Source organism: Prevotella sp. S7 MS 2 (genome assembly GCF_000762865.1).
Taxonomy (GTDB): domain Bacteria; phylum Bacteroidota; class Bacteroidia; order Bacteroidales; family Bacteroidaceae; genus Prevotella.
On the sequence record NZ_JRPT01000017.1, the window covers coordinates 15,840 to 37,338 of the forward strand.

The 21,499-nt window shown below is 45.8% G+C and carries 17 protein-coding genes and 1 pseudogene; 12 read left to right on the plus strand and 6 right to left on the minus strand.

Features of this window, described 5'->3' with window-relative positions; all coding sequences use genetic code 11:
• Positions 1-108 precede the first annotated feature (108 nt).
• Positions 109-2,253, minus strand: a complete 2,145-nt coding sequence (locus HMPREF0671_RS03685) for an FUSC family membrane protein (protein WP_231725601.1) — start codon at positions 2,251-2,253, stop codon at positions 109-111.
• Between the two features lie 94 nt (positions 2,254-2,347).
• Complete coding sequence (locus tag HMPREF0671_RS03690) at positions 2,348-3,472, minus strand: 5-methyltetrahydropteroyltriglutamate--homocysteine S-methyltransferase (RefSeq protein WP_036896854.1); 1,125 nt, start codon at positions 3,470-3,472, stop codon at positions 2,348-2,350.
• 242 nt (positions 3,473-3,714) lie between these two features.
• Between HMPREF0671_RS03690 and HMPREF0671_RS03695 the strand changes: the two genes are divergently transcribed.
• Both HMPREF0671_RS03695 and yfcE read left to right on the plus strand, forming a co-directional pair.
• Entirely contained in the window at positions 3,715-4,212 is a 498-nt protein-coding gene (locus HMPREF0671_RS03695) for an Lrp/AsnC family transcriptional regulator (protein WP_369793918.1), read from the plus strand.
• Positions 4,209-4,721, plus strand: coding sequence for a phosphodiesterase (yfcE, locus tag HMPREF0671_RS03700; RefSeq protein WP_036896779.1), 513 nt, complete (start codon positions 4,209-4,211; stop codon positions 4,719-4,721). The genes HMPREF0671_RS03695 and yfcE overlap by 4 nt, the downstream gene beginning before the upstream one ends.
• An 86-nt stretch (positions 4,722-4,807) precedes the next feature.
• Here the strand turns inward: yfcE and HMPREF0671_RS03705 are convergent, their stop codons facing one another.
• Positions 4,808-5,854: an endonuclease/exonuclease/phosphatase family protein gene (locus tag HMPREF0671_RS03705; RefSeq protein ID WP_036896780.1), complete on the minus strand. Its 1,047-nt coding sequence runs from the start codon at positions 5,852-5,854 to the stop codon at positions 4,808-4,810.
• Between the two features lie 184 nt (positions 5,855-6,038).
• Here HMPREF0671_RS03705 and HMPREF0671_RS03710 point away from each other — a divergent pair, with 184 nt between their 5' ends.
• From HMPREF0671_RS03710 to HMPREF0671_RS03725, 4 genes are all read left to right on the plus strand, one after another.
• The gene (locus HMPREF0671_RS03710; protein WP_036896781.1) at positions 6,039-8,570 is read left to right on the plus strand and encodes a TonB-dependent receptor; all 2,532 of its coding nucleotides are present in this window, start codon (positions 6,039-6,041) and stop codon (positions 8,568-8,570) included.
• A gap of 12 nt (positions 8,571-8,582) precedes the next feature.
• Positions 8,583-9,425 carry a DUF5689 domain-containing protein gene (locus HMPREF0671_RS03715; RefSeq protein ID WP_036896782.1) on the plus strand — a complete coding sequence of 281 codons (843 nt, stop codon included), beginning with the start codon at positions 8,583-8,585 and terminating at the stop codon, positions 9,423-9,425.
• A gap of 37 nt (positions 9,426-9,462) precedes the next feature.
• Complete coding sequence (locus HMPREF0671_RS03720) at positions 9,463-11,277, plus strand: choice-of-anchor J domain-containing protein (protein WP_156958359.1); 1,815 nt, start codon at positions 9,463-9,465, stop codon at positions 11,275-11,277.
• Positions 11,278-11,357: 80 nt separating this feature from the next.
• Positions 11,358-12,254, plus strand: coding sequence for a DNA/RNA non-specific endonuclease (locus HMPREF0671_RS03725; RefSeq protein WP_036896783.1), 897 nt, complete (start codon positions 11,358-11,360; stop codon positions 12,252-12,254).
• 348 nt (positions 12,255-12,602) lie between these two features.
• On the opposite strand, the gene dgt is transcribed toward HMPREF0671_RS03725, so the two are convergent.
• Positions 12,603-13,940, minus strand: a complete 1,338-nt coding sequence (dgt, locus tag HMPREF0671_RS03730; RefSeq protein ID WP_036896784.1) for a dGTP triphosphohydrolase — start codon at positions 13,938-13,940, stop codon at positions 12,603-12,605.
• A 119-nt stretch (positions 13,941-14,059) separates the two neighbouring features.
• Between dgt and HMPREF0671_RS03735 the strand changes: the two genes are divergently transcribed.
• Entirely contained in the window at positions 14,060-14,968 is a 909-nt protein-coding gene (locus HMPREF0671_RS03735) for a LysR family transcriptional regulator (RefSeq protein ID WP_036896786.1), read from the plus strand.
• Here the strand turns inward: HMPREF0671_RS03735 and murF are convergent, their stop codons facing one another.
• Positions 14,969-16,276, minus strand: a complete 1,308-nt coding sequence (gene murF / locus HMPREF0671_RS03740; protein ID WP_036896789.1) for a UDP-N-acetylmuramoyl-tripeptide--D-alanyl-D-alanine ligase — start codon at positions 16,274-16,276, stop codon at positions 14,969-14,971.
• Positions 16,277-17,215: 939 nt separating this feature from the next.
• Here murF and HMPREF0671_RS03750 point away from each other — a divergent pair.
• Together HMPREF0671_RS03750 and HMPREF0671_RS03755 are read left to right on the plus strand one after the other, a co-directional pair.
• Positions 17,216-17,602 (plus strand): CidA/LrgA family protein, encoded by a 387-nt coding sequence (locus HMPREF0671_RS03750; protein WP_036896861.1) that lies wholly within the window; start codon positions 17,216-17,218, stop codon positions 17,600-17,602.
• A gap of 9 nt (positions 17,603-17,611) precedes the next feature.
• The gene (locus tag HMPREF0671_RS03755; protein WP_036896793.1) at positions 17,612-18,325 is read left to right on the plus strand and encodes an LrgB family protein; all 714 of its coding nucleotides are present in this window, start codon (positions 17,612-17,614) and stop codon (positions 18,323-18,325) included.
• 170 nt (positions 18,326-18,495) lie between these two features.
• Here the strand turns inward: HMPREF0671_RS03755 and HMPREF0671_RS03760 are convergent, their stop codons facing one another.
• Entirely contained in the window at positions 18,496-19,314 is an 819-nt protein-coding gene (locus tag HMPREF0671_RS03760; RefSeq protein WP_036896794.1) for a pyridoxamine kinase, read from the minus strand.
• A 191-nt stretch (positions 19,315-19,505) separates the two neighbouring features.
• On the opposite strand from HMPREF0671_RS03760, the pseudogene HMPREF0671_RS03765 reads away from it, so the two are divergent.
• From HMPREF0671_RS03765 to tatC, 3 genes and pseudogenes are all read left to right on the plus strand, one after another.
• Positions 19,506-20,153, plus strand: a pseudogene (locus HMPREF0671_RS03765) (AraC family transcriptional regulator); the annotation flags it as partial.
• Positions 20,154-20,360: 207 nt separating this feature from the next.
• Positions 20,361-20,546: a twin-arginine translocase TatA/TatE family subunit gene (locus HMPREF0671_RS03770; RefSeq protein WP_036896796.1), complete on the plus strand. Its 186-nt coding sequence runs from the start codon at positions 20,361-20,363 to the stop codon at positions 20,544-20,546.
• Positions 20,547-20,550: 4 nt separating this feature from the next.
• Positions 20,551-21,345: a twin-arginine translocase subunit TatC gene (gene tatC, locus HMPREF0671_RS03775; RefSeq protein WP_036896798.1), complete on the plus strand. Its 795-nt coding sequence runs from the start codon at positions 20,551-20,553 to the stop codon at positions 21,343-21,345.
• Positions 21,346-21,499 lie beyond the last annotated feature (154 nt).

Here is a 21,499-nt window from a genome sequence, read left to right on the forward strand (position 1 = left end):
AAAGTTAGCATAAATTTCGCACATAGCATTCTCCCATGCGCAGTAGAGAGGTGCATTTTATATAAATTAACGCATGCGCGAGATTGATACAGTGCGTATACTGCTTTCTTAGCGTCTTCTGTTTTTACTGATGCTCTCTTTCAACAGTTCTGCGGCCACTTTCGAGATGTTGTATAAGATGACCATGTTGTGGTTGTCGGTGGTGGAGAGTTGCTTGACGAAAGCGGTATTCCAAGCCTTTACCTCATCTATTGTGACGGGATGGTCGGTCTTTATCGGAGTGGGAGAGAAGTTATGCTGCACTTGTTCTATCACGCGAGTGATGTATCGACATGTCTCAATATCCTCTGCTGTGAGTGGTTTGCTGTAATAATGCGCCCCAAGAGCCGATACATACGACAGCAAAGAGTGGTGCATATAGGTCAGTGCATAGGCCTCTCGCTGTAGCTTCCGCTTCTTCTTGGGTTCGGCATGCATACCCTTCCAAGCCTTTGCCAAGGCGTTATCAGCCTGATGAGCGGTGCGTCTGTTGTGATAATAAGCGGCTCCTCGCACATCGTTCTCGTAGATGGTGTTGAAATAGCGTAGCGTCTTGGTGATGGCATCAGTCATCAATTGCTGTAGATGGCGATATTGCCAATCGGGCCAAATATACCTTACGGCCAAGAAAGCCATGATAGAACCGAGCAGCGTATCGAGCAGTCGGTAGGTCATGACGGCTATACCGGTGCCAGTCTGTAGGTTGAATGCGGCAATCACGAACATGGTAATGAAGACCACGGCATACGTGTAGCGCTTGCGAACCCAATAGAAGAACGTGAATATAGAGAATAATAAAAGTACGATTTGACCAGCTACGGTGGGTAACAAATGAGCCCAAATGACGCCTAAGGCTACTCCGACAAAGGTTCCGAAGATACGTTCGAAGAGGCGTTGGCGCGTAGCTACGTAGCTCTGTTGGCACACAAAGAGAATCGTCAGTACCACCCATGCGCCTTTGTTCATGTGGAAAGCCTCGACAAGGGCGTATCCCGCCACTAGGCAAATAGACAGTCGCACGGCATGGCGGAATCGCGGATGGTTCTCGTTGAAGAGAGCCCGAAGTCGTTGTTTCAGTGATGCCGGCTTGTATTGTAGTGTTTCTACGGGTACAGGCTCGCTGTGATGGCTGTCGTCGGCGTGTTCCAAGAGCAGCGAAATGCGCGACAGGTTGGAATAAAGCATGGACAGTGCGGCGTATTCGGGGTCGTCGGTACTCTCCTCCAATTGGTGTCCTACCACCTCTTTCGTCCATCGTAAGTCGGCCGGTAAGGCAAATCTTTCGCCCATAATAATCGTGTCGGCATAGTGCCGAATAGCTTCCGACAAGCAATAAAGATATTGCCCGAGTCCTTCGAGTAACAAAGGGTGTTTGCAACGACGGCTCAACACATCGTAACGTTGATGGGTTGAGGCTGCACGCTCGTGCAGTTGTTGCAACAATATCCATTGATGGTAAAGTGGAGCGAGCCCCTCTGTGCTTTTTCCACCAAGTACATCGAGGCACGAATAAATCACGTCTTTGCAGCTATCTATGCCGCGTCCCACGGCAATATTGCGCTCGGCCAGTTGTGTGCGCCCCGCTTTATACTCGTCTTTCGTACATGGGAAGAGTTCGGCTTTTACGCTTAGATAGTCGGCTAAATGCCCATAAGCCACGACCAACTGCTCTTTCAGCAATCGATAAGGACGTAGCGAAAGTAGCAAGAGAGAGATGCTGCCGTACATCAAACCGCCAAGTGGCAGCAGAATGGGTTGATAGTACCACGGTTTAATGCCCGCGCCGAGCATGGCATAGACCGACACGAGTAGCGCACCAAAGGTCACCCCTTGATACCGAGTACTTAGTCCGCCGAGTAGAATCAGTATGAACGACGTGGCTCCCAAGCCGATACCAAACAGCCACGGATAGTCTTTCAGCAGTTCGACGCTTGTACTTACAATCACGAAACTCACGATGGTAACGGCTAAACTGCGCATGCGGCCGAGTGGATGGTCGTCGTTTTCGGCTAAGGCAGCGCCTACTGCCCCTAGTGCCAACGTACATCCTACGAACGGTTCGCCAAATAAACAGCACGGTATCAACATCAAGGCGATAGCCAATGTCACCTTGAGAGCCCACAAATTGTCGGGATGTGTCCAGAAACAATCTATCCAAATCCGTCGTAATTGCCGTATGAAGGCGTTGTATGTCTTTGCTAATAATTTGTTCATACTTGTCTGCAAAGGTAGTGATTTTCCACGGATTAGGACATAAAAAATGACGTCTGAACGATAAAATCGTTCAGACGCCAACTCACAACAATTATTATTCAAACACCGTGGCAGCAATCTTCTGTACCAGTGCTATCTTTTTCCATTGCTCATCTTCTGTCAACTTGTTGCCAATCTCGCACGAAGCGAAGCCACACTGCGGACTTAAGCAGAGTCGTTCGGCCGGTATATACTGCTCGGCTTCCTTGATTCGGTCGATAATAGTCTGTTCATTCTCAAGTTCGGCACGCTTGGTGGTAATCAGTCCGAGCACCACTTTCTTGTCAGCGGGTATGTATTTCAAAGGTTCGAAACTTCCCGAACGCTCGTCGTCGAACTCTAAATAGAATGCATCCACATTCTCGTGGGCGAACAGATAGGGCGCGATGGCATCGTAACCTCCCTTACATGCGTAGGTGGAATGGTAGTTTCCACGACACACGTGGGTGTTGATTGCCAAGTCGGCAGGTCTGCCTTCGAGTGCCAGATTGTTCACGTGCAGATACTTCTTAGCCTCGCTTTCTATAGTAGCACCGTCGCCCATCTTCGCCTTCCAGTAATCTTCGTCAACTATCATGCCCCAAGTGCAGTCGTCGAACTGGATGTTTCGGCAGCCGGCCTCATACAAGTCGCGAATCACGGTGCGATAAGCGGCTGCTAAATCTTCCACCAATTCATCAAAATTAGGATAGATAGACTCCGTTTGCTTGGCATTGTCGCCACGGAAAAGCTCTGCTAATGTCTGTGCCGGAGCAGGGATTGTCTGTCTGGCCACGACTCCCGGACGTTCAAATTGCTTCACGTATTTGAAGTGTTCTACGAATGGATGGTTTTCTCCGGAGATTTCTCCGACCAGTTTGATAGACCCTTTTGTGGTCTCTTCGCCATGAAAGAAGTAGCCATGTTCGAGTTCAATGTGCTCTATTCCCTGCAATCCCCACATGAAATCGAGGTGCCAATAGCTGCGACGATATTCTCCGTCGGTGATGACATGTAGCCCTGATGCTATTTGTTTTTCTATCAACTCTTTGATGAGCCGGTCTTCCACGGCTTTCAGTTCGGCATCGCCAATCTCTCCATTGGCATACTTGGCTCTTGCAGTCTTCAATTCTTCCGGTCGCAAAAAACTCCCTACGATGTCGGCACTAAACGGTGCTCTAGTCTCTTCTCTCTTACTCATAGTCTCTATTTTATCTCGTTTTACCTTATTTCGTTGTTGTGAAGGCAAAGGTAAATGGTTTTACTTTTACTAGCAAATAATTTTGGTAAATAGGAATATTATGCTACTTTTGTCGGAAATATAATGCTTTGTGTAGAATATTATTCTATAAAAATGTGTTATTGGAGAGATGAATAAAGGACTAAAAGAGACTTCCGCAATGGTTATGATGGCTATTGTAAGTCCCTTATCGCAATCGTATAATGATGGAAAATCTAGACGAAACCGATATTCGCATCCTACGCGAACTACAACAAAATGCCCGACTCACAGTGAAAGAGTTGGCTGCCAAGGTGCATCTATCGCCCACTCCAGTCTTCGAACGACAGAAAAGACTGGAGCGAGAAGGTTATATCAAGCGGTATGTAGCGCAGCTAGACAGCCGTAGACTTGGTACGGGTATCATCGTATTGTGTAACATTCGGTTGAAACAACACTCCCAACACTACATTCAAGAGTTCATGGATGCTGTGCAAAATATAGAGCAAATCACCGAATGTTACAATATCAGTGGCGACTTCGACTTCATTATTAAGGTGCATGCTCGCGATATGCGCGATTATCAAGCGTTCATGTTGAATACGCTCGGTACGATAGATTGCATCGGAAGTCTGAACAGTGTCTTTGTCATTGGCGAAATCAAAGGCAGCCAAGGCATCCCTCTCCCACGTATCAACAGTCAAAACAAACACAACGTATGAAATATCTTATCATCTCAGACATACACGGTTGTCTGCCGGCATTGCAAAAAGCACTGAAATTTTACCGTGAAGAGCATTGCGATATGCTTGTTATTCTAGGCGACATCTTGAACTATGGACCGCGTAATGGGTTGCCCGAAGGACTCGACCCACAAGGTATTGTGCGCGAACTCAATGCCATGGCCGACGAGATTGTGGCTATTCGAGGCAATTGTGATTCCGAAGTCGACCAGATGTTACTTGATTTTCCTATTATGGCCGACAGTATGTTGCTCGTTGATAGTGGCCGTCGTATCTTACTTACTCACGGTCATATCTACAACGAAACGAATATGCCACGCGGTCCATACGACGCCATCGTCTATGGGCATACGCATCTCTACAAACTCGAACAGCATGGCTCGCTCACTGTTTGTAACACCGGTTCCATCACTTTTCCTAAAGGTGGTAATCCGCCTACGATGGTTGTGTATGAGAATGGAGAATTTAAAATTATCGTATTACCATAAGACGAGGTAATACGATAATTTCTCTTTGATGCTTGGCGAGAGGTTTCGCCATATCAAGCTGGGGGATAAAAAGGGGTGGAAAAGAATTATTTCTGTTCTTTTACCAAATATACGACTACCGGAAGGTGGTCTGAGAAACCATCAAGCCATACTCCGCCGGCTGTCGTACGCAATGGAGCACCCTTGTATTTTCCTGTTTGTTGGAACAGATAATCACGACGGAAGATCTGTTTTTTCCAATATTTCAGTGTTGAGAAATCTTTCTTTCCGTCCTTATCAAGCAGTGTCGGTGAAAGAACTATTTGGTCGAAGAGATTCCAACTGCCGTTGTACATCAACGTACCGGTACCTTGTTTCGCGAGAATATCGTAGAACGGGTTGTACATATCGTTCGGTCCAACTTCGGAGATGTCGCCCTTGGCCGCCAATCCTACTTTCATGCTGGCGTTCATGGGGTCGTCGTTCATGTCGCCCATCACAAACACTTTCAGGTCGGGATTGGCTTGCAACAAGCTGTCTTTTATCTTCTTCACCTGTCTACCGGCAGTCTCTCGATAGGGTGAAGTGTTGAAACGGCTAGGCCAGTGGCATACGATAACGCACACAGAATCGCCACCCAAGATTCCTTTCACGGTGAGATAACCGCGTGTATGGAATGCGGTGTCACCTTTCACTTCGTCTTTATATTGATAAAGGTGGCTCCATGTAGGCGTGAACAAACTTGGATTATACAGCAAGGCACAGTCGATGCCACGGCTATCGGGGCCTTCTATGTGTACAAACTGGAAGTTGCGGGCTTTCAAAGGTTCTTGAGCCACGAGGTCGGCCAAAGCCATTGAATCTTCCACCTCGCTCACTCCGATAAGCGAACAGCCCACGCCGGGCAATACATCGGTCCCCATATCGGCCAACGCCCTACTCATATTGCGAAGTTTATGTGTGTAGCGTAGCTTGTCCCACTTATAGATTCCATTAGGTAAGAAGTCGTAATCGCGCTTTCCCTCGTTATGAACAGTGTCGAAAAGGTTCTCTTGATTATAGAATCCTACAGCATAAACGTTGAACTTTTTCTGCGCTGTAGACATGATAGACACAAAGAGACATGCCATCAGCATCAAAGTTGTTTTTCTCATTACTTGCTTTTTTGCTTTTTGATATTACGTTAACCGACAAATATTTTAAAACTATACTTGTCTTTGCAAATGTCGTAAAATTATGCGAGAAATATCCCTTTTTTATGAATAAAAGTAATTTTATAAGGTGGAAATTCAAAAATAAGTACTTATTTTGCAAACAAAGTCAAATTTAAAAACAACCATGCAAAAGAAGATTAAACTTGCTGCGATAGCGATATGCTACTCATCGTTGGCATTTGCACAGTCTGTTGGTAATGGCCAAAAGAACGAAGTTCAGAACGAATCGGCTTTCACCTTTACCGAATCACAGCTTGGAGAAGATGACAATATCACCCAGAATGTGACCATCATCAATTCCAATTCCAATGTCTATGCCAGTGGTGTGGGTTATCTTTTCTCACCAGTGCGGTTCAGATACCGTGCTTTCAATCAGAAATACAACGAGGTCTATATCAACGGTATGCCCATGAACGATATGGAAAGTGGTCAATTCCGCTTCTCGTTGATTGGTGGATTGAACAACCAGACACGTAATTCTGATACATCACTCCCGTTTGAGAACAATGCTTATATGGTATCTGCCATGGCCGGTTCTACCAATTACGATTTCCGTCCGGCAAACATGCCGAGAGGTCATAGAGTCTCTATAGCAGCGGCCAACCGTAGTTATACCGCTCGTGGAGTGTACAGTTACAACAGCGGTCTCAATAGTAAAGGCTGGGCATTCTCTGTCGGTCTTACTTACAGATGGGCCAGTCGAGGCTATGTAGAAGGTACTTTCTACAATTCGTTGTCTTATTTCTTGGGTGTTCAAAAGGTGCTTGGCTCTCGCATGCAGCACTCGCTGAGCTTCACCACATGGGGTAATCCCACCGAGCGTGGTACTCAAGGAGCTGCCACAGACGAAAGTTACTGGTTGGCCAACGACTATCAGTACAATCCATATTGGGGTTATCAGAATGGTAAGAAGCGCAACTCGCGCGTGGTAAACGAGTTCTCTCCTTCTGCATTATTTACATGGGATTGGAAGATAGATAACGATATGAAGTTGACAACCACTTTGGGTGGTAAGCTCGGCCACTACAGTAGCACCAAGCTCAACTATAATAACACCGACAATCCACAGCCCGATTACTATAAGCTTCTGCCTAGTAGCTACTATGATGTGTTCGATCCAACCGACACCGGTAATCGTACCGAGGCTTCGTTGGTGGGATGGACAAAGGCTTATAATTACCTTACGGCATCGAAAGCCAATCGGCAAGTCAACTGGGATCGCTTGTATTTAGCCAACGCCAATGCCTCGGCTCAGGGCTCAGATGCTATGTACTATGTGGAAAATCGTCACAGTAACCAAAGCATGTTGACCCTTGCGTCGACGCTTAATGCCAATATTAATAAACTCACGACATGGAATTTGGGTGTGATTCTCGCTACCAGTAGAACACATCATTATAAGACTATGGAGGATTTATTGGGCGCAACATCGTTCCACAATATTAATACTTACGCTTTAGGTACATACGCTCCGGGCGCTGATGAATTGCAATACGACCTTAACCATCCCAATGCTTTGGTAGGAAAGGGCGACATCTTCGCCTACGACTACAACATCTTTGTCAATAAGGGGTATGCTTGGACAAGCTTCACCCGCACATTTGGTCGTCTTCATGGATTGGCAGCTATCAAGGCCGGAGGCACTAGTATGAGTCGAGATGGCAAGATGCGCAATGGTCTCTTCCCCAATAATTCATTTGGTGGAAGCGGTACGGCAACCTTCGCCGAGGCAACCGGCAAACTGGCTTTGACGCTGAATGCAGGTCGTGGACACACGTTCTCCATGGGCGCAAGCTATGGTTGGAATGCTCCTACGGCTTCCGTAGCTTTCCAAGCTGCCGAGATGAACAACGATTTCGTCACCAATCTGAAGAACGAGCGTGTATTTAGTTCTGAGATAGGGTATCAATACCTCTCTTCTTGGCTCCATGCCAATGTCAGTGCATACTATAGTTATGTAGACCGTGTGACCGAATGGATTCCTATCTACTTCGATGATATCAATTCATTCTCTTATGTTTCGCTAACCAACAACGCCAAACGATTCTACGGAGTAGAAGCCGGACTCGACTTTAAGTTGTCGTCTGCCTTCAATCTCAAGTTCCTTGGAACTGTGAGCGAAGCCAAGTATGCCAACAATGCCAACGTTCGTTACCTCAACAGTACAAAGGGAACTTACGACACAGATGTGTTGTTGAACAAGGGAATGCGCGAATCGGGTACTCCTCTCACGGCTTTGAGTGCAGGCATTAGTTATCATCAAGGTGGCTGGTATGTCGACCTCAACGGCAACTACTACGACCGAATCTATCTCTCTTATTCCCCTTATTACCGCTATCAGAAGGTACTTGCCAAGCTCGGACGTGTGGACGAGAGCAACAATTACATCGTATCTTCGCAAGATAAGGGCAAGGGTGGTCTCATGCTCGATGGGTCTATTGGTCGAAACATCTATCTGAAGAAAGGTTCACTCTCTATCAACTTGATGGTAACCAACATTCTTAACAACCGTCGTATCGTGACCGGTGGTTACGAACAGAGCCGTTCCGATGCTACAGCTTCGGGCAATACACGTGGCTATAAGTTCTCTGCCAATCCTAAGAAGTTCTATGCTTACGGCACGAACGGTATGCTTAACATCACCTATAAATTCTAAACAGACATCGCAATGAAACAAATTCTATATTTCATCGTGGCCGTACTGACTTTCATGGCTACCGGCTGTATGAACAACGATTGGGATAATCCCGATAACAAGAATGCATTTGGCAATGAGAAAATCCAAGAAAGCAATGTCATAACCATTGACAAACTCAAATCTCAGTATGCCGATTACATTTATCAAACGACTAATACATACACCGAAATCACCGACGATGTGCAGATAAAGGCTCGTGTTACGGGTAACGATGTGGGTGGAAACATCTATAGCGAAATCTCTGTCGACGACGGAACTGGTGCTCTTCTCATCTGTATCTCGCAGAATGGACTCTTTGGTTTCTTGCCCGTAGGTCAGGAAATCTTGATAGATTTGAAGGGGCTTTACATCGGTGGATACGGTCAGCAGGCCGAGATTGGTATACCATATACCAATGCACGTGGCAAGAGTTACGTGAGTCGAATGAGCCGTTATATTTGGAATGAGCACTTTAAACTCATTGGTACGGCCGACGCTTCAAAGGTTACGGTCGAAGATTTCGATGGTAACAAGATGAAAGATGCCAACTATCTCAAGTCTAATAGTGGCAAGTTGATGACCATTAAAGGCGTGAAGTTCAATGAAGGTAACGGTACCGACACCTATGCTTCTACCGGAACGCCTGATGCAGCCAACTGTGTGAACCGTGGTCTTGCTGGTTATAATGCGTCCAATCTTGTAGTTCGCACAAGCACCTATGCTGATTTCGCTGCTTCAAAATTACCTACTAAGACTGTCGACATCACCGGTATCTTCACCCGATACGGCAATACATGGCAGATACTCGTGCGTACCGAAGCCGACGTGAAGTAAATATCAATTACCCAAGTAAACAAAAAACAACCATAATATGAAAAAGATTTTTTATTCAATGATCGCAATGGCTATGGCAGCCATGATATTTACAAGTTGCGAAAATGTTCCCGCTCCATACGAAGTTCCCGGCAGTGGAAACACAGAAACGGCTGCTATTTTAAAAGAGACCTTCGCTTCTAGCTTTGGTTCCTTTACCGTTGAGACTCCGAAAGGAATCGCATGGGTTATCAGTCACAACACTGCTACGGCTACAGGATATGTAGATAAGAAGAATACCGAGAGCGAGAGCTATCTAGTTTCGCCAGAAATAGACCTTACCAAAGTCGAAAAAGCTAACTTGCAATTTGATTATATCTTGCAGTATGCCAATAATGAGGGAGCCGACAAAGTGCTTATTACCAAGAATTATACCGGAAAACCTACCGAAACTCAATGGGAAGACATCACCGGAACATTGACGCCGGGCACTCCGGGTGAATGGTCTACATTCGCACACTATGCTAAGAACATCGACGCTAAGTATCTTGGTGGCAAGTGTCGCATTGCTTTCTACTACAGTGGCACAGCAAAAGGTTCTAGGACATGGGAAATTAAGAATGTCGTAGTGGCTTCAGGCGAAGTTGAAGAACAGAAAGAAGTACTCCCACCTGTTACCGGTACGGGTGAAGGAACAAAAGATTCTCCTTACAATGTAGAGAAAGCTACTAGTCTTATTGCTGCAAAACAAAACGATAGAAACGCAGAAGTCTATGTTAAGGGTATCATTACCAAGGTAGACAGTGTAAGTGCTAAATACCACAACGCTACTTATCAGATTGCCGATACCAAGGATGGTACGAACACCCTTATTATATTGGGTGGTCTGAACTTGGGCAAAGCTAATTTCAACAACGAGAAAGAAGTGCCTGTAGGTAGTACTGTTGTCGTAGTTGGTAAACTGGTAGAATATAAGGGACTGAAAGAGATGTCTGCTAAAAACTACATCTATTCTGTCGATGGCAAGACCGCTCCGGAGAAACCTGATACCCCAATTGGAGAGGCAAAGGGCGATGGTAGCGAGGCTAAACCTTTCAACGTAGCCGGTGCCTTGGCTGAGATTACAGCGAATCCCAAGGACGAGAAGACTGCTACCGACTCTTATGTGAGCGGTGTAGTTTGTAAAGTTGATAAATTTAATAAGAGTTATAACAGTCTCACCTATTATATCTCAGACAACGGTAAAAATGAGAATGCTCTGCAAATATACAGTGGATTGAGAACTAAAGATAATCCTTTCAAGGCAGCAACCGACTTAAAGGTGGGCGATAAAGTAACAGTGAAAGGAAAACTGATAGATTTTAAGGGAACCAAGGAGGTTGCCAAGAACAGCATTATTACGAAGTTTGAGACTGGCTCTGGCACCACTACTCCCGATGTAAAACCTGCTGAGGGCAGTGGTTTGACTATCGAAGGCACCACAGTTACATTGACCAACAGCAAGTTCACAGCCGGTCCGTCTGTCACAATAGATCTTAGCAAGGCTGGACTTACAGATAAGAAAGAAGTTGCTCAAGTTGCATTGAGCGATGGAAGTACCATCGAATTTAGCAAGGGAACAGCTTCTACCAATGCTAAATTTTATGCTCAGAGTAAGGGGATCCGTTCATATGCGGGTGGTATTATCACCTTTACAGGTAAGAACAATATTGCTAAGATTGTGATTACTTGTGATAATTTCCAAGGTGCAAATGTTGGTAATGCTGATGCTTCTGTTGTTTACGATGGCAAGAAGGTAGTATATACCAATTCAAAGACAGACCCAAAGAAGCAGATTCGTCTACAAACTGTCACTATCTATTACGCTAAGTAATAGCTTATCATATATAGGTGTGCCAAGAGAAATACACTTTTGGTGCACCTATTTCTTTTTATTTATTATCCATTTATTTCATGTTCAGGAAACTATTTACTATCTGCACGGCTGCATTCCTTTTTGTAGCGTGTTCAAGTAACGACGATATAATCCCCGACAATGAAACCAATAACGCCAATGCCAACGACGCCTCTGTATTCCCGGAATACGCCCGTTTGGAATTTCCCAAGCTTAAAGGGGGAGCCAACAATCGTGTCCTTATCCATAAAAGCAATGATGGTTTCGGTGTCAACTACTGTACCGAGTGGGACGATAGCAAGAAGTCGCAGCGCTGGTCGTGCTATCAACTTTATAAGAGCAACCTTGCTACAGGTAAGGGAGTAAAGCGTTATGTGGCTGATAGGCGGAAAGGTGAGTTGCAATACTTCCAAGATGAACTTATTCCGGCTATGTACCGATTTGCTTATGACCCATATTATAGAACTGGATACGACCACGGCCACATCTGTCCTTCTGCCGACCGACTCTATACGCAGACTGCTAACATCGAGACATTCTATCTTTCCAACATGCAACCGCAGTCGCATGCGTTCAACGATGGAGTGTGGAAAAACATGGAGACTGCCGTTCGCCAGTGGGGGACTCGAAATAATTATGGGTTTGCCGACACCCTTTATGTGTGCAAAGGTGGTACCATTGATAAGAACGACTATATCCTAAAGAGGCTGTCTAGCGGCCTTATCGTGCCTAAATACTTTTGGATGGCTATCTTGCGCGTGAAAGATGGACAGTACAATGCCATCGCTTTCTGGGTAAAGCACGAAGACAACAAGGATACAGCTTTGGCCAAGTATGCCATTTCTATCAACGATTTGGAGAAGAAACTCGATATTGATCTCTTCTGTAATCTGCCTGATGACCGCGAAGAACGAATAGAATCTTCAGTGAATATCAATCTTTGGGGATTGCAGTAAATGCTGAGTTGTCGCACTGCATTCGCTCTTTAAGTTGACAAGTGTACAAGTGAACGAGTAGGCAAATAGACGAGTTAAGGTTTTAGTTTTAAAGTTTTTGGGTTGATAAGTTATTGGTTGAGTTTGTAAGTTCATGTGTTTTTGAGTTGAAAACTATTGGAGTGGGATTTAGAAAAGAGGAATTTCCTGCCTGAAAGGCAGCCTTTTCATAGCCGGATGCCTTTAGGCTTCCGGAGCACAATGATAAAGAAAGATCGAGTCTGAAAGACTCCCCTACATATAAAAGGTTATATATCAACTAATAAAAAAGATATTTCTTGTCAGGCGAATTGCATTCGCCCTGAATAATTACACCAACGGCAATGAACTGCCAATGAGCTTCTGATAGATGTCAAGGGCATAGACATCGGTCATTCCACTGACGTAGTCGATGACGGCCATGATGCAATTTTCGAGGTTGGCATTGCGAATATCGTACTGGCTGCTTACCAAGTTGATAAGCTGTTTGGAATGGAATTTATTGGGATTGACCACCGCATCGACGAGTGTATCCATCAATGTCTCCATGATTTTATAACCGCTCAGTTCGATGTCCAACACAGGTTTGCTAGTGTAAATCAGTCGGTACGACTCCTTGGCACATCGTTGATAGGCATCGCGTTGTAGCGGGTTGATGTGGTCGACAAGGCATCCTTTGAACGTTCCGGCAAGTATCTCGTCTTCGTGTTCAACGAAGGTTGCCACACATTCGCTTTCCAGTTTGCCGATAGCACAAGCTCGCATGTAGACCACGCGTTCGTTCTCGTCGGTTATATGTTCATCTTCGATACGTTGTTTTACACGTTCCTGTTCCTCCGGAGAGAGGAAACCGAGCAGCAAGTCGCTCGTCTGTTCGTAGGAGAGGATGCGTAGTTTATGCGAATCTTCAATGTCCATGACCTCGTAACAGATGTCGTCGGCCGCTTCAACGAGATATACCAACGGGTGTCGGGCGTATGCCAACGGTTCGTCGGGAGCCGAGTGGCGAATGATACCTAGTTCTTCTGCAATCTTACAATAAGTGTCTTGCTCAAATTGGAAGAACCCGAATTTGCCGTGATGACCATCTTGTCCTGACGAAAATGGGTATTTGACGATACTCGCAAGTGTCGCGTAGGTCATGGCAAAACCACCTACACGGCGACCATTAAACTGGTGGGTGAGCAGTCGGAAAGCGTTGGCATTACCTTCAAAATGGGTAATATCGCTCCAAAATTGACGGCTCAAGCGAGCCTTGAGAGCTGCTCCGGCCCCCTCTTCAAAGAAAGCTTGTATGGCTTTCTCACCGCTATGACCGAATGGCGGATTCCCCATGTCGTGCGCCAGACAGGCTGTGCTGACGATGGTTCCTATCTCTTCGAAAAGCGTACCGACCAGTTCGGGATGGCGTCGCTTCAATTGTGTGGCCACATCGTTGCCTAGCGACATGCCTACCGAGGCCACTTCGAGCGAGTGGGTGAGGCGATTGTGTACGAATACCGAGCCCGGAAGAGGGAATACCTGTGTTTTATTTTGCAGTCGACGGAAGGGAGCCGAGAAGATAAGACGATCGTAATCACGCTTGAATTCCGAGCGGTCGTCGTGCCGATTGGCATGTTTATATTCTTGTCCTAGTCGTTTGTTGGATATGAGTTGTAGCCAGTTCATGTGCTGATAGCGTCTTTTATAGGTTGACTGGGAGTCTGTCCCATCGCATTGTTTGACAAAAGTAGCAATAAAAAGTCATAACCTTGTGTCTTTTGATAGTTTTTTGTATTTTTGCAATGATGGAACTTCGACAACTCAAATATTTCTTGAAGACAGCTGAACTGCTCTCATTTTCGGAGGCGGCCAAGGCTTTGTCTATCACGCAAAGTACGCTTTCGCAACAGATAAAACATCTGGAAAACGAGCTTGGTGTGGAACTGTTCCACCGCAATAGTCACGAAGTGCAACTCACGGAAGCTGGCGAACACATGGTTCCCAACGCTCGTGCCACGCTTGTATCGGCCGATACCTGTGTGGAAAGCATCAACGAATTAAAGGCCATCATGACCGGGACGTTGAACATCGGAGTCACTTATACGTTCAGTCCGCTGCTTACCGACGCCCTGTTCGACTTCACTCGGCATTATCCGCATGTCCACATGAACATCATCTATAAGTCGATGAACGAACTCATGGAGATGCTGCAACAGCGTGAACTCGACTTTGTGCTGGCTTTCAAACCCTCCGAACGCTATGCCAATATAGATAGCCATGTGCTCTTTAGCACGCATCTGACGGCCGTGGTACGTACCGGTCATCCCTTGACGAAGCTATCTTCGGTGTCGTTATCGGAGCTTGACTACTACGATATGGCCTTGCCGGCTACGGGATTACAGGCACGTAATGCCTTCGACAAGATTCTTGCTGACAGCGACCATCATCCCCATGTGCTCATAGAGTTGAACGATGTGGAGATATTATTGAAATTGGTGCAGCTTAGTAATTACGTTTCGGTACTGGCAGAGACTACCATTCACGGTCTAGAAGGAATAAAGGGAGTGCCCTTGAAGAACTGTGAAGACCTGATGGAAGGTTGCATTCATGTGCGTAAGAATACGTATGTGAAGAACTCTGCCCGCGAATTCTACCGCATTCTCAGCGACTCTGAAGCTATCAAACGCTATTCCGTATTAGCCGATTTGATGTAATTACAGCAGTTCTTTCAACTGTGCTAGATGGATGCCGTTGCTCCCTTTGATGAGAATATAATATCCGCGAGGTTGCATTTTTGCAATCTCGCTTTTTACTTCCTCCACATCTTTGAACTTCCGGAAGTTGCATTGAGTCTTCCCGAATTCCTCTCCGACGAGCCATACAGTGCCTAATTGTTTCTCGGCCATGAGTTCTACCATCTTCTGATGTTCTTCCATGCTCGCCTCTCCCAGTTCTCTCATGTCGCCTAGAATGGCCATCTTATGCTCGTTTGGGATGAGACTGAAGTTTTGTAGAGCTGCCGCCATACTTGTAGGATTGGCATTATAGGCGTCGACGATGAGTTTGTTGTGCGCCGTTACGTCTAGTTGACTGCGGTTGTTGCTCGGAATGTAGTTGGCAAGTGCCTCGCTTATCAGTTCCGGAGCGATGCCGAAGCGCACACCGACAGCAATGGCTGCCAACATATTATCCAAGTTGTAGGCTCCGATGAGATGTGTTTTGACTTCGTACCACTGTCCATTGCTCGACTGCCAACGGAAATGTAAGAACGGCGTACAGTCGATTAACTCTCCGCGAGTGGTAATCTTGGCATCTTCGCTTTGCCCATAATAGATGGCTTCAGTGATGCCTGCGTGCTCCCGCATCTTTTCCAGATAGGGGTTATCTAAGTTGGCAAACACCTCGCAATGGTTAGCATGGAGATAGTCGTACAACTCTCCTTTAGTGCGCATCACGCCTTCAAACGATCCGAAACCTTGCAAATGAGCCTTGCCAACATTCGTTATCAGTCCGCAAGTAGGTTCCACCGTCTCCACCAAAGTTTTGATGTCGCCGGGATGACTGGCTCCCATCTCGATGACGGCTATCTCGTTTTGCTTCTTAAGACGCAACAAAGTTTTGGGCACTCCCACGTCGTTGTTGAAGTTGCCGAGTGTGTATAACACATCATAGCGCTTTTCCAATACGGCAGCAATGAGTTCCTTGGTCGTCGTCTTGCCGTTGGTTCCGGTGATACCTATCACAGGAATGTTGAACGTACGGCGGTGCTCGCGTACCATATCCTTGAATGCTTGCAGCACATCGGGCACCAATATATAGCGCATATCGCCCTCTACAGCATACTCGGCTTCGTCTACAACGGCATAAGCGCATCCTTTTTCCAACGCGGCAGCAGCAAACTTGTTGCCATTAAACGACTCGCCCTTGAGGGCAAAGAAGATAGAGCCGGCAGGGCAATCGCGGCTGTCGGTGGTAGCTTGTCCCTGTTTTAGGTACAAAGCATATAATTCGGTTGCATTCATGAACACTATTTGTTAGAGAATGAAATTCCTCTTTGAGGAGTTATGGTGGCTTCATTCGTATCATGGAGATACACGATGGTACCTTCATCTTATGCAAAGAAAGTGCAATTGAGCGCAATGAAAACTTGTTTTCAAATAGCCGAATGCAGCCTTTCTTATGCAAAGATAATGATATTTTCTGATTCTGTCGCGCCATGAGTGGGAAAATCGGAAAGCAACTTTGTAACCGTTGTTACAGTAACCATGGTTACAAAGTGAATAGATGGAAAATGGTGACTTCACTCGCATGCCTTTTTCTGTCTGTTATCTAGTCTACTTGCCAATTCCAAACTCTTTGTTTTCATAGCGAAGTGGTGGGTGTTCTGTTCACTCCGAGTAGCTATCTTGGTTAAAGGACAGCCCTTTGTAATGAGCGTAAGCCTAAAGGCATCCGGCTATGAAAAGGCTGCCTTTCAGGCAGTAAATTCCTTTTTTTCAATCCCACCCCAATAGTTTTCAACTCAAAAACCTATGAACTTATAAACTCAACTAATAACTCATCAACTCAATAACTTACAAACTAAAACCTAAACTTGTCTATTTGTTTACTCATTAACTTGTCTACTACTTCGCTGCAAAGCCGAGGCAGCGATGTTGACAAGACTTTGCAGTAATGCTGAATGGACTTGGCAGCAATACTGAGGAGCCGTTGCAGCAACCTCTCCTCAACCCTCTGTAGCCCCACCCCCGCCCTCCCCAAAAGGAGAGGGAGATGGTTTTGAGTTGATAAGTTCTTTAGTTTTGAAGCTGATGAGTTGTTGAATTTTGGGGAGAAAGACTTGATATTCATCACTTTTTGTATGTATTCTTTAAAGTAAAAGGGTGTTAATCATGCTACTATAGTCGAAAAGTGATACCTTTGCGGTCGCGTTTCGACGTTTGAAAAGTTTTATTGTATTCATGGCTAGACAGTTTTTTATCATCTTCGGATGCTTGGCATTGGGAGAGTTTGCAGTGTGGGCCACCGGCATCAAGTTGCCATCGAGCATCATAGGGATGTTGCTCCTGACCCTGTTTTTGAAACTCAAGTGGGTGAAATTGGAATGGGTTCGCCAACTGTGTGACTTCCTTATCGGTAACCTAGGATTCTTTTTTGTGCCACCGGGGGTGGCTATTATGCTCTATTTCGACATTATCAAGCCGCAGATAGTGCCTATCACAGTGGCCACTTTCGTGAGTACGGCCATCGTATTGGTGGTTACCGGTCATATGCACCAGTTGGTGATAGGCAGCGAGCGTACGTTTTTGAGATGGTATGTGTCACACTGTAGAAAGAATAGAAAATAAGCAACGCACATGAACCACGAATATTTATTGCAGATTTTTTCCAATCAATACGTATCATTGGCACTCACCTTTGCCATCTTTTTCTTAACGCGACGCCTGCAACGTCGCACTGGTTGGGTGTTGTTTAATCCCATCTTGATAACGATAGTAGCCATTATCGCTTATCTGAAGTTGACCGGTGTACCCTTTGAAACTTACAGAACCAATGGCGCACTCATCGAGTTTTGGTTGAAACCGGCCGTTGTGGCGCTTGGTGTCCCACTGTATTTGCAGCTTGAAGCCATCAAACGACTGTGGTTGCCTATCGTTGTTTCGCAATTGGTAGGGTGCTTGGTAGGAGTTGTAAGCGTCGTGCTGACAGCCAAACTATTGGGTGCTTCACAGGTTGTTATCGTGTCATTGGCCAGTAAGTCGGTCACCACTCCTATCGCTATGGAGGTGACTCAAGCCCTCAATGGCATTCCATCGCTCACTGCAGCCATTGTGATTGTAACGGGAATCATCGGTTCTATCTTCGGATTTAAGATGCTGGCAATTGGTCATGTCAACAGTCCTATAGCTCAAGGACTGAGTATGGGCACGGCTTCCCACGCTGTCGGAGCATCTACAGCGATGGATGTGAGTAGCAAGTATGGAGCTTTTGCCAGTCTAGGCATCACGCTCAACGGTATCTTTACTGCCCTGCTGACGCCCTCGATACTGAAGGTTATAGGGATTATATAAAGCCCCTTTCCAGCCTTTACCTTCCTCGTTTGCCGTTGCACGGGCTACACTGATAACGACTAATCGGTCGACGACCGATGGTTTTCTAATGAGGGAAAGAGTTTATATGATATTACAAGGTAGCTCTCCCTCCCTTTTTGGGGAGGGAAGGGGTGGGGCTGGGTGAGGTCTTACAAAATATCCAAATACTTCTCCAAGGGTATACCGCGATTCTTATCGACGTTGTCTTTATTCAAATCGATGAGTTTGTAGACGGCATCCATGGCCTTACGGGTACTCTCTGTGAGCTGTTCGCCATTGAGTAAATGACCAATGAGAACGGCAGAGAATATGTCGCCGGTACCCGGAAAATGCACTGGTATCTCGGTATAAGGTAATTGGAAGTAGGTGTCCGTTTCATGATTGTAACCTACTACCGATGGCTGTCCGCCGACAGGAATACTGGTGATGAGCACCGATTTGGCTCCTATATGGCGCAGACCATCTATCAAGGTATGCGCACCGTCCTTATCCACACCCTCCGGATGATAGGGTGAGTCTGTCAGATAACATGCTTCGGTGTGGTTAGGGAATACCAAATGGGCTACGGAAACCATTTCCCGCATGTTTTGGACTGTTGCCGGCGTCACCCCGTTGTAGAGTTTTCCCTCGTCGCCCATGATGGGATCGACGAAGATGGTGGTACCGGTGGCAGCCTGTTCGCGGCAATATTGCGATACCAGACGAGCTTGGCGTTCGGATACGATGAATCCTGTTGCAATGGCATCGAACGAAAATCCCAGCTCTTGCCAAACCGGAAAGACATTTTTGATATAGTCTGTGGTGTCGAGGATATGGAACTTTCCATAGTCGAGCGTGTTGGAAACGAGCGCTGTAGGCAGGTTGTAGGTGGGCAAACCCATGTACGAAAGGATGGGAAGCATGGCTGCTGTAGCTACCTTTCCGTACCCCGCCATATCGTTGATCAGAAGTATCTGTTTCTTGCTCATGTGTGTATGCATTATATTATGTGCAAAGATACGAAAAGGAGTGAAATATTTTTGTATCTTTGCCTAGAATGTTTTGCAATCGCAGAGTAGCTTTCCTGTGGGTAGGTAATTGTGGTTGGATATTCTGTAATATGTTTAACGACGATGCGAAAAAGACTTGCTACCTTTGTCGCCAGAAAGAGAAGAAGACTATGACAGAATCAAAAATTAGGCGTATAGACTCCATTGATGCTTACAATAAAGAGATGGGACTTGAGACGCGACACCCTTTGGTGACCGTTGTCGATATGTCGAAGGTTAACTTGGAAGCCGCTCGCGAAGAGCGAACGATTGAATATGGTGTCTATAGTATATGGTTGAAGCAGACCTATTGTGGCGATATTACCTACGGACGGCAGCCTTATGACTATCAAGAGGGGACGGTGACATCGTTCGCTCCGGGGCAGGTGATACATATAAAACCGGCTCCTGACTATACACCTAACGCTATCGGACTGCTCTTTCACCCCGACTTGATTCGCGGAACTTCGCTTGCTCAGAGCATAAAACAGTACGCTTTCTTTTCTTATTCGTCGCGCGAAGCATTACATTTGAGTGAGGACGAGCGTGCCATTTTCAAAGATTGTCTCAGCAAGATACAACAGGAACTGGAGCATCCTATTGACCAACACACGCGTAAACTGATTTGTCGGAATATCGAATTGCTCTTGGATTACTGCTTGAGATTCTACGAACGGCAGTTTGTAACGCGTAAAACAGCTAATCTTGGAGTCTTGGAAAAGTTTGAATCGTTGCTTGATGGCTATTTTAAGGGGCATCGACCGAAACAAGACCGACTCCGACATTGCCGCATGGCTAGGATATGCCAACACAACCTTGATGTATTCGCTCACTCGCTTCAACGAGACGACCCGCCGATTTTCCTATAAATAGGCTCTTATTAATATTTGCTTTAGACACCGGTATCTAAAAAATAGACAGTAAATGGGTGAATATCAAGAATAATTCTTATTTTTGCAAAACCAATAACTTAAAACTGTATCAATATGTTAGGCACACCGGAGATTATTCTGATAGTACTTATTGTCTTGCTTCTCTTTGGAGGTAAGAAGATTCCTGAACTAATGAGAGGCCTTGGTAAAGGCGTGAAGAGTTTCAAAGAAGGAGTAAACGGTATTGAGAACGACCTTAATCCAGACGCTCCGAAGAAGACGGAAGAGAAGAACGACTAGATACATGGCGGAAGAAGAGCTCTCCTTTTGGGAGCATCTTGACGTGTTTCGCAACTGCCTAATCAAGGTTATTTGCGTGACCGTAGTGGCTGGTATTGTCGCATTCTGCCTGAAAGAGCAGCTCTTCGACATTGTGCTGGCACCGAAAGATGCCCACTTCATCACTTACAAACTATTGGGTGCTGACGATTTCAGCATCCATCTAGTAAACGTAGGACTTACCGAGCAGTTCATGGTACACATGAAAACAGCTCTCTGTTTCGGTGTGTTAGTGGCCTTACCTTATGTACTTTACGAGCTCTATGGGTTTGTATCGCCGGCTCTTTATCAGCAAGAACGGCGTTATTCGGCACGTGTTGTGATGGCCGGATACCTGCTTTTCTGCGTAGGAATACTTATCAATTACTTCTTATTTTTCCCCTTGACGGTTAAGTTCTTGGCTACTTATCAAGTGAGTAGTGATGTAGAGAACCTGTTATCGTTGCAATCTTACATTGACACCTTGTTGATGATGAGTTTTGTTTTCGGCTTGGTATTCGAGATACCTGTCGTCAGTTGGCTCATGGCTAAGCTTGGTGTGCTTCGTTCTTCGTGGATGCGCCACTATCGTCGACACGCTGTTGTGGTGATATTGATAGTTGCTGCCATCATCACACCTACTTCCGACATCTTTACGCTCAGTATTGTTGCCGTCCCCATTTGGCTGCTCTACGAAATAAGTATCTTCTTGGTGCAGGGCGTAGAAGGCCCCGAAGTGGAGGAAGATGCTGTAGATGAAGAGGTAGAAGACACTATATAAGCCACGTAGAAAGTACATCACAGACTCTTAAATCCTTACTCTTTATTTCCTGCATGGGCTTGGCAACATCGCTGTCTTGGCTTCTCAGCAATGCTGCTACGGCTTTTCAGCAGTTTTGCCTAGCCCATGCAGAGAATGAAGGGTAAAAAGTTCG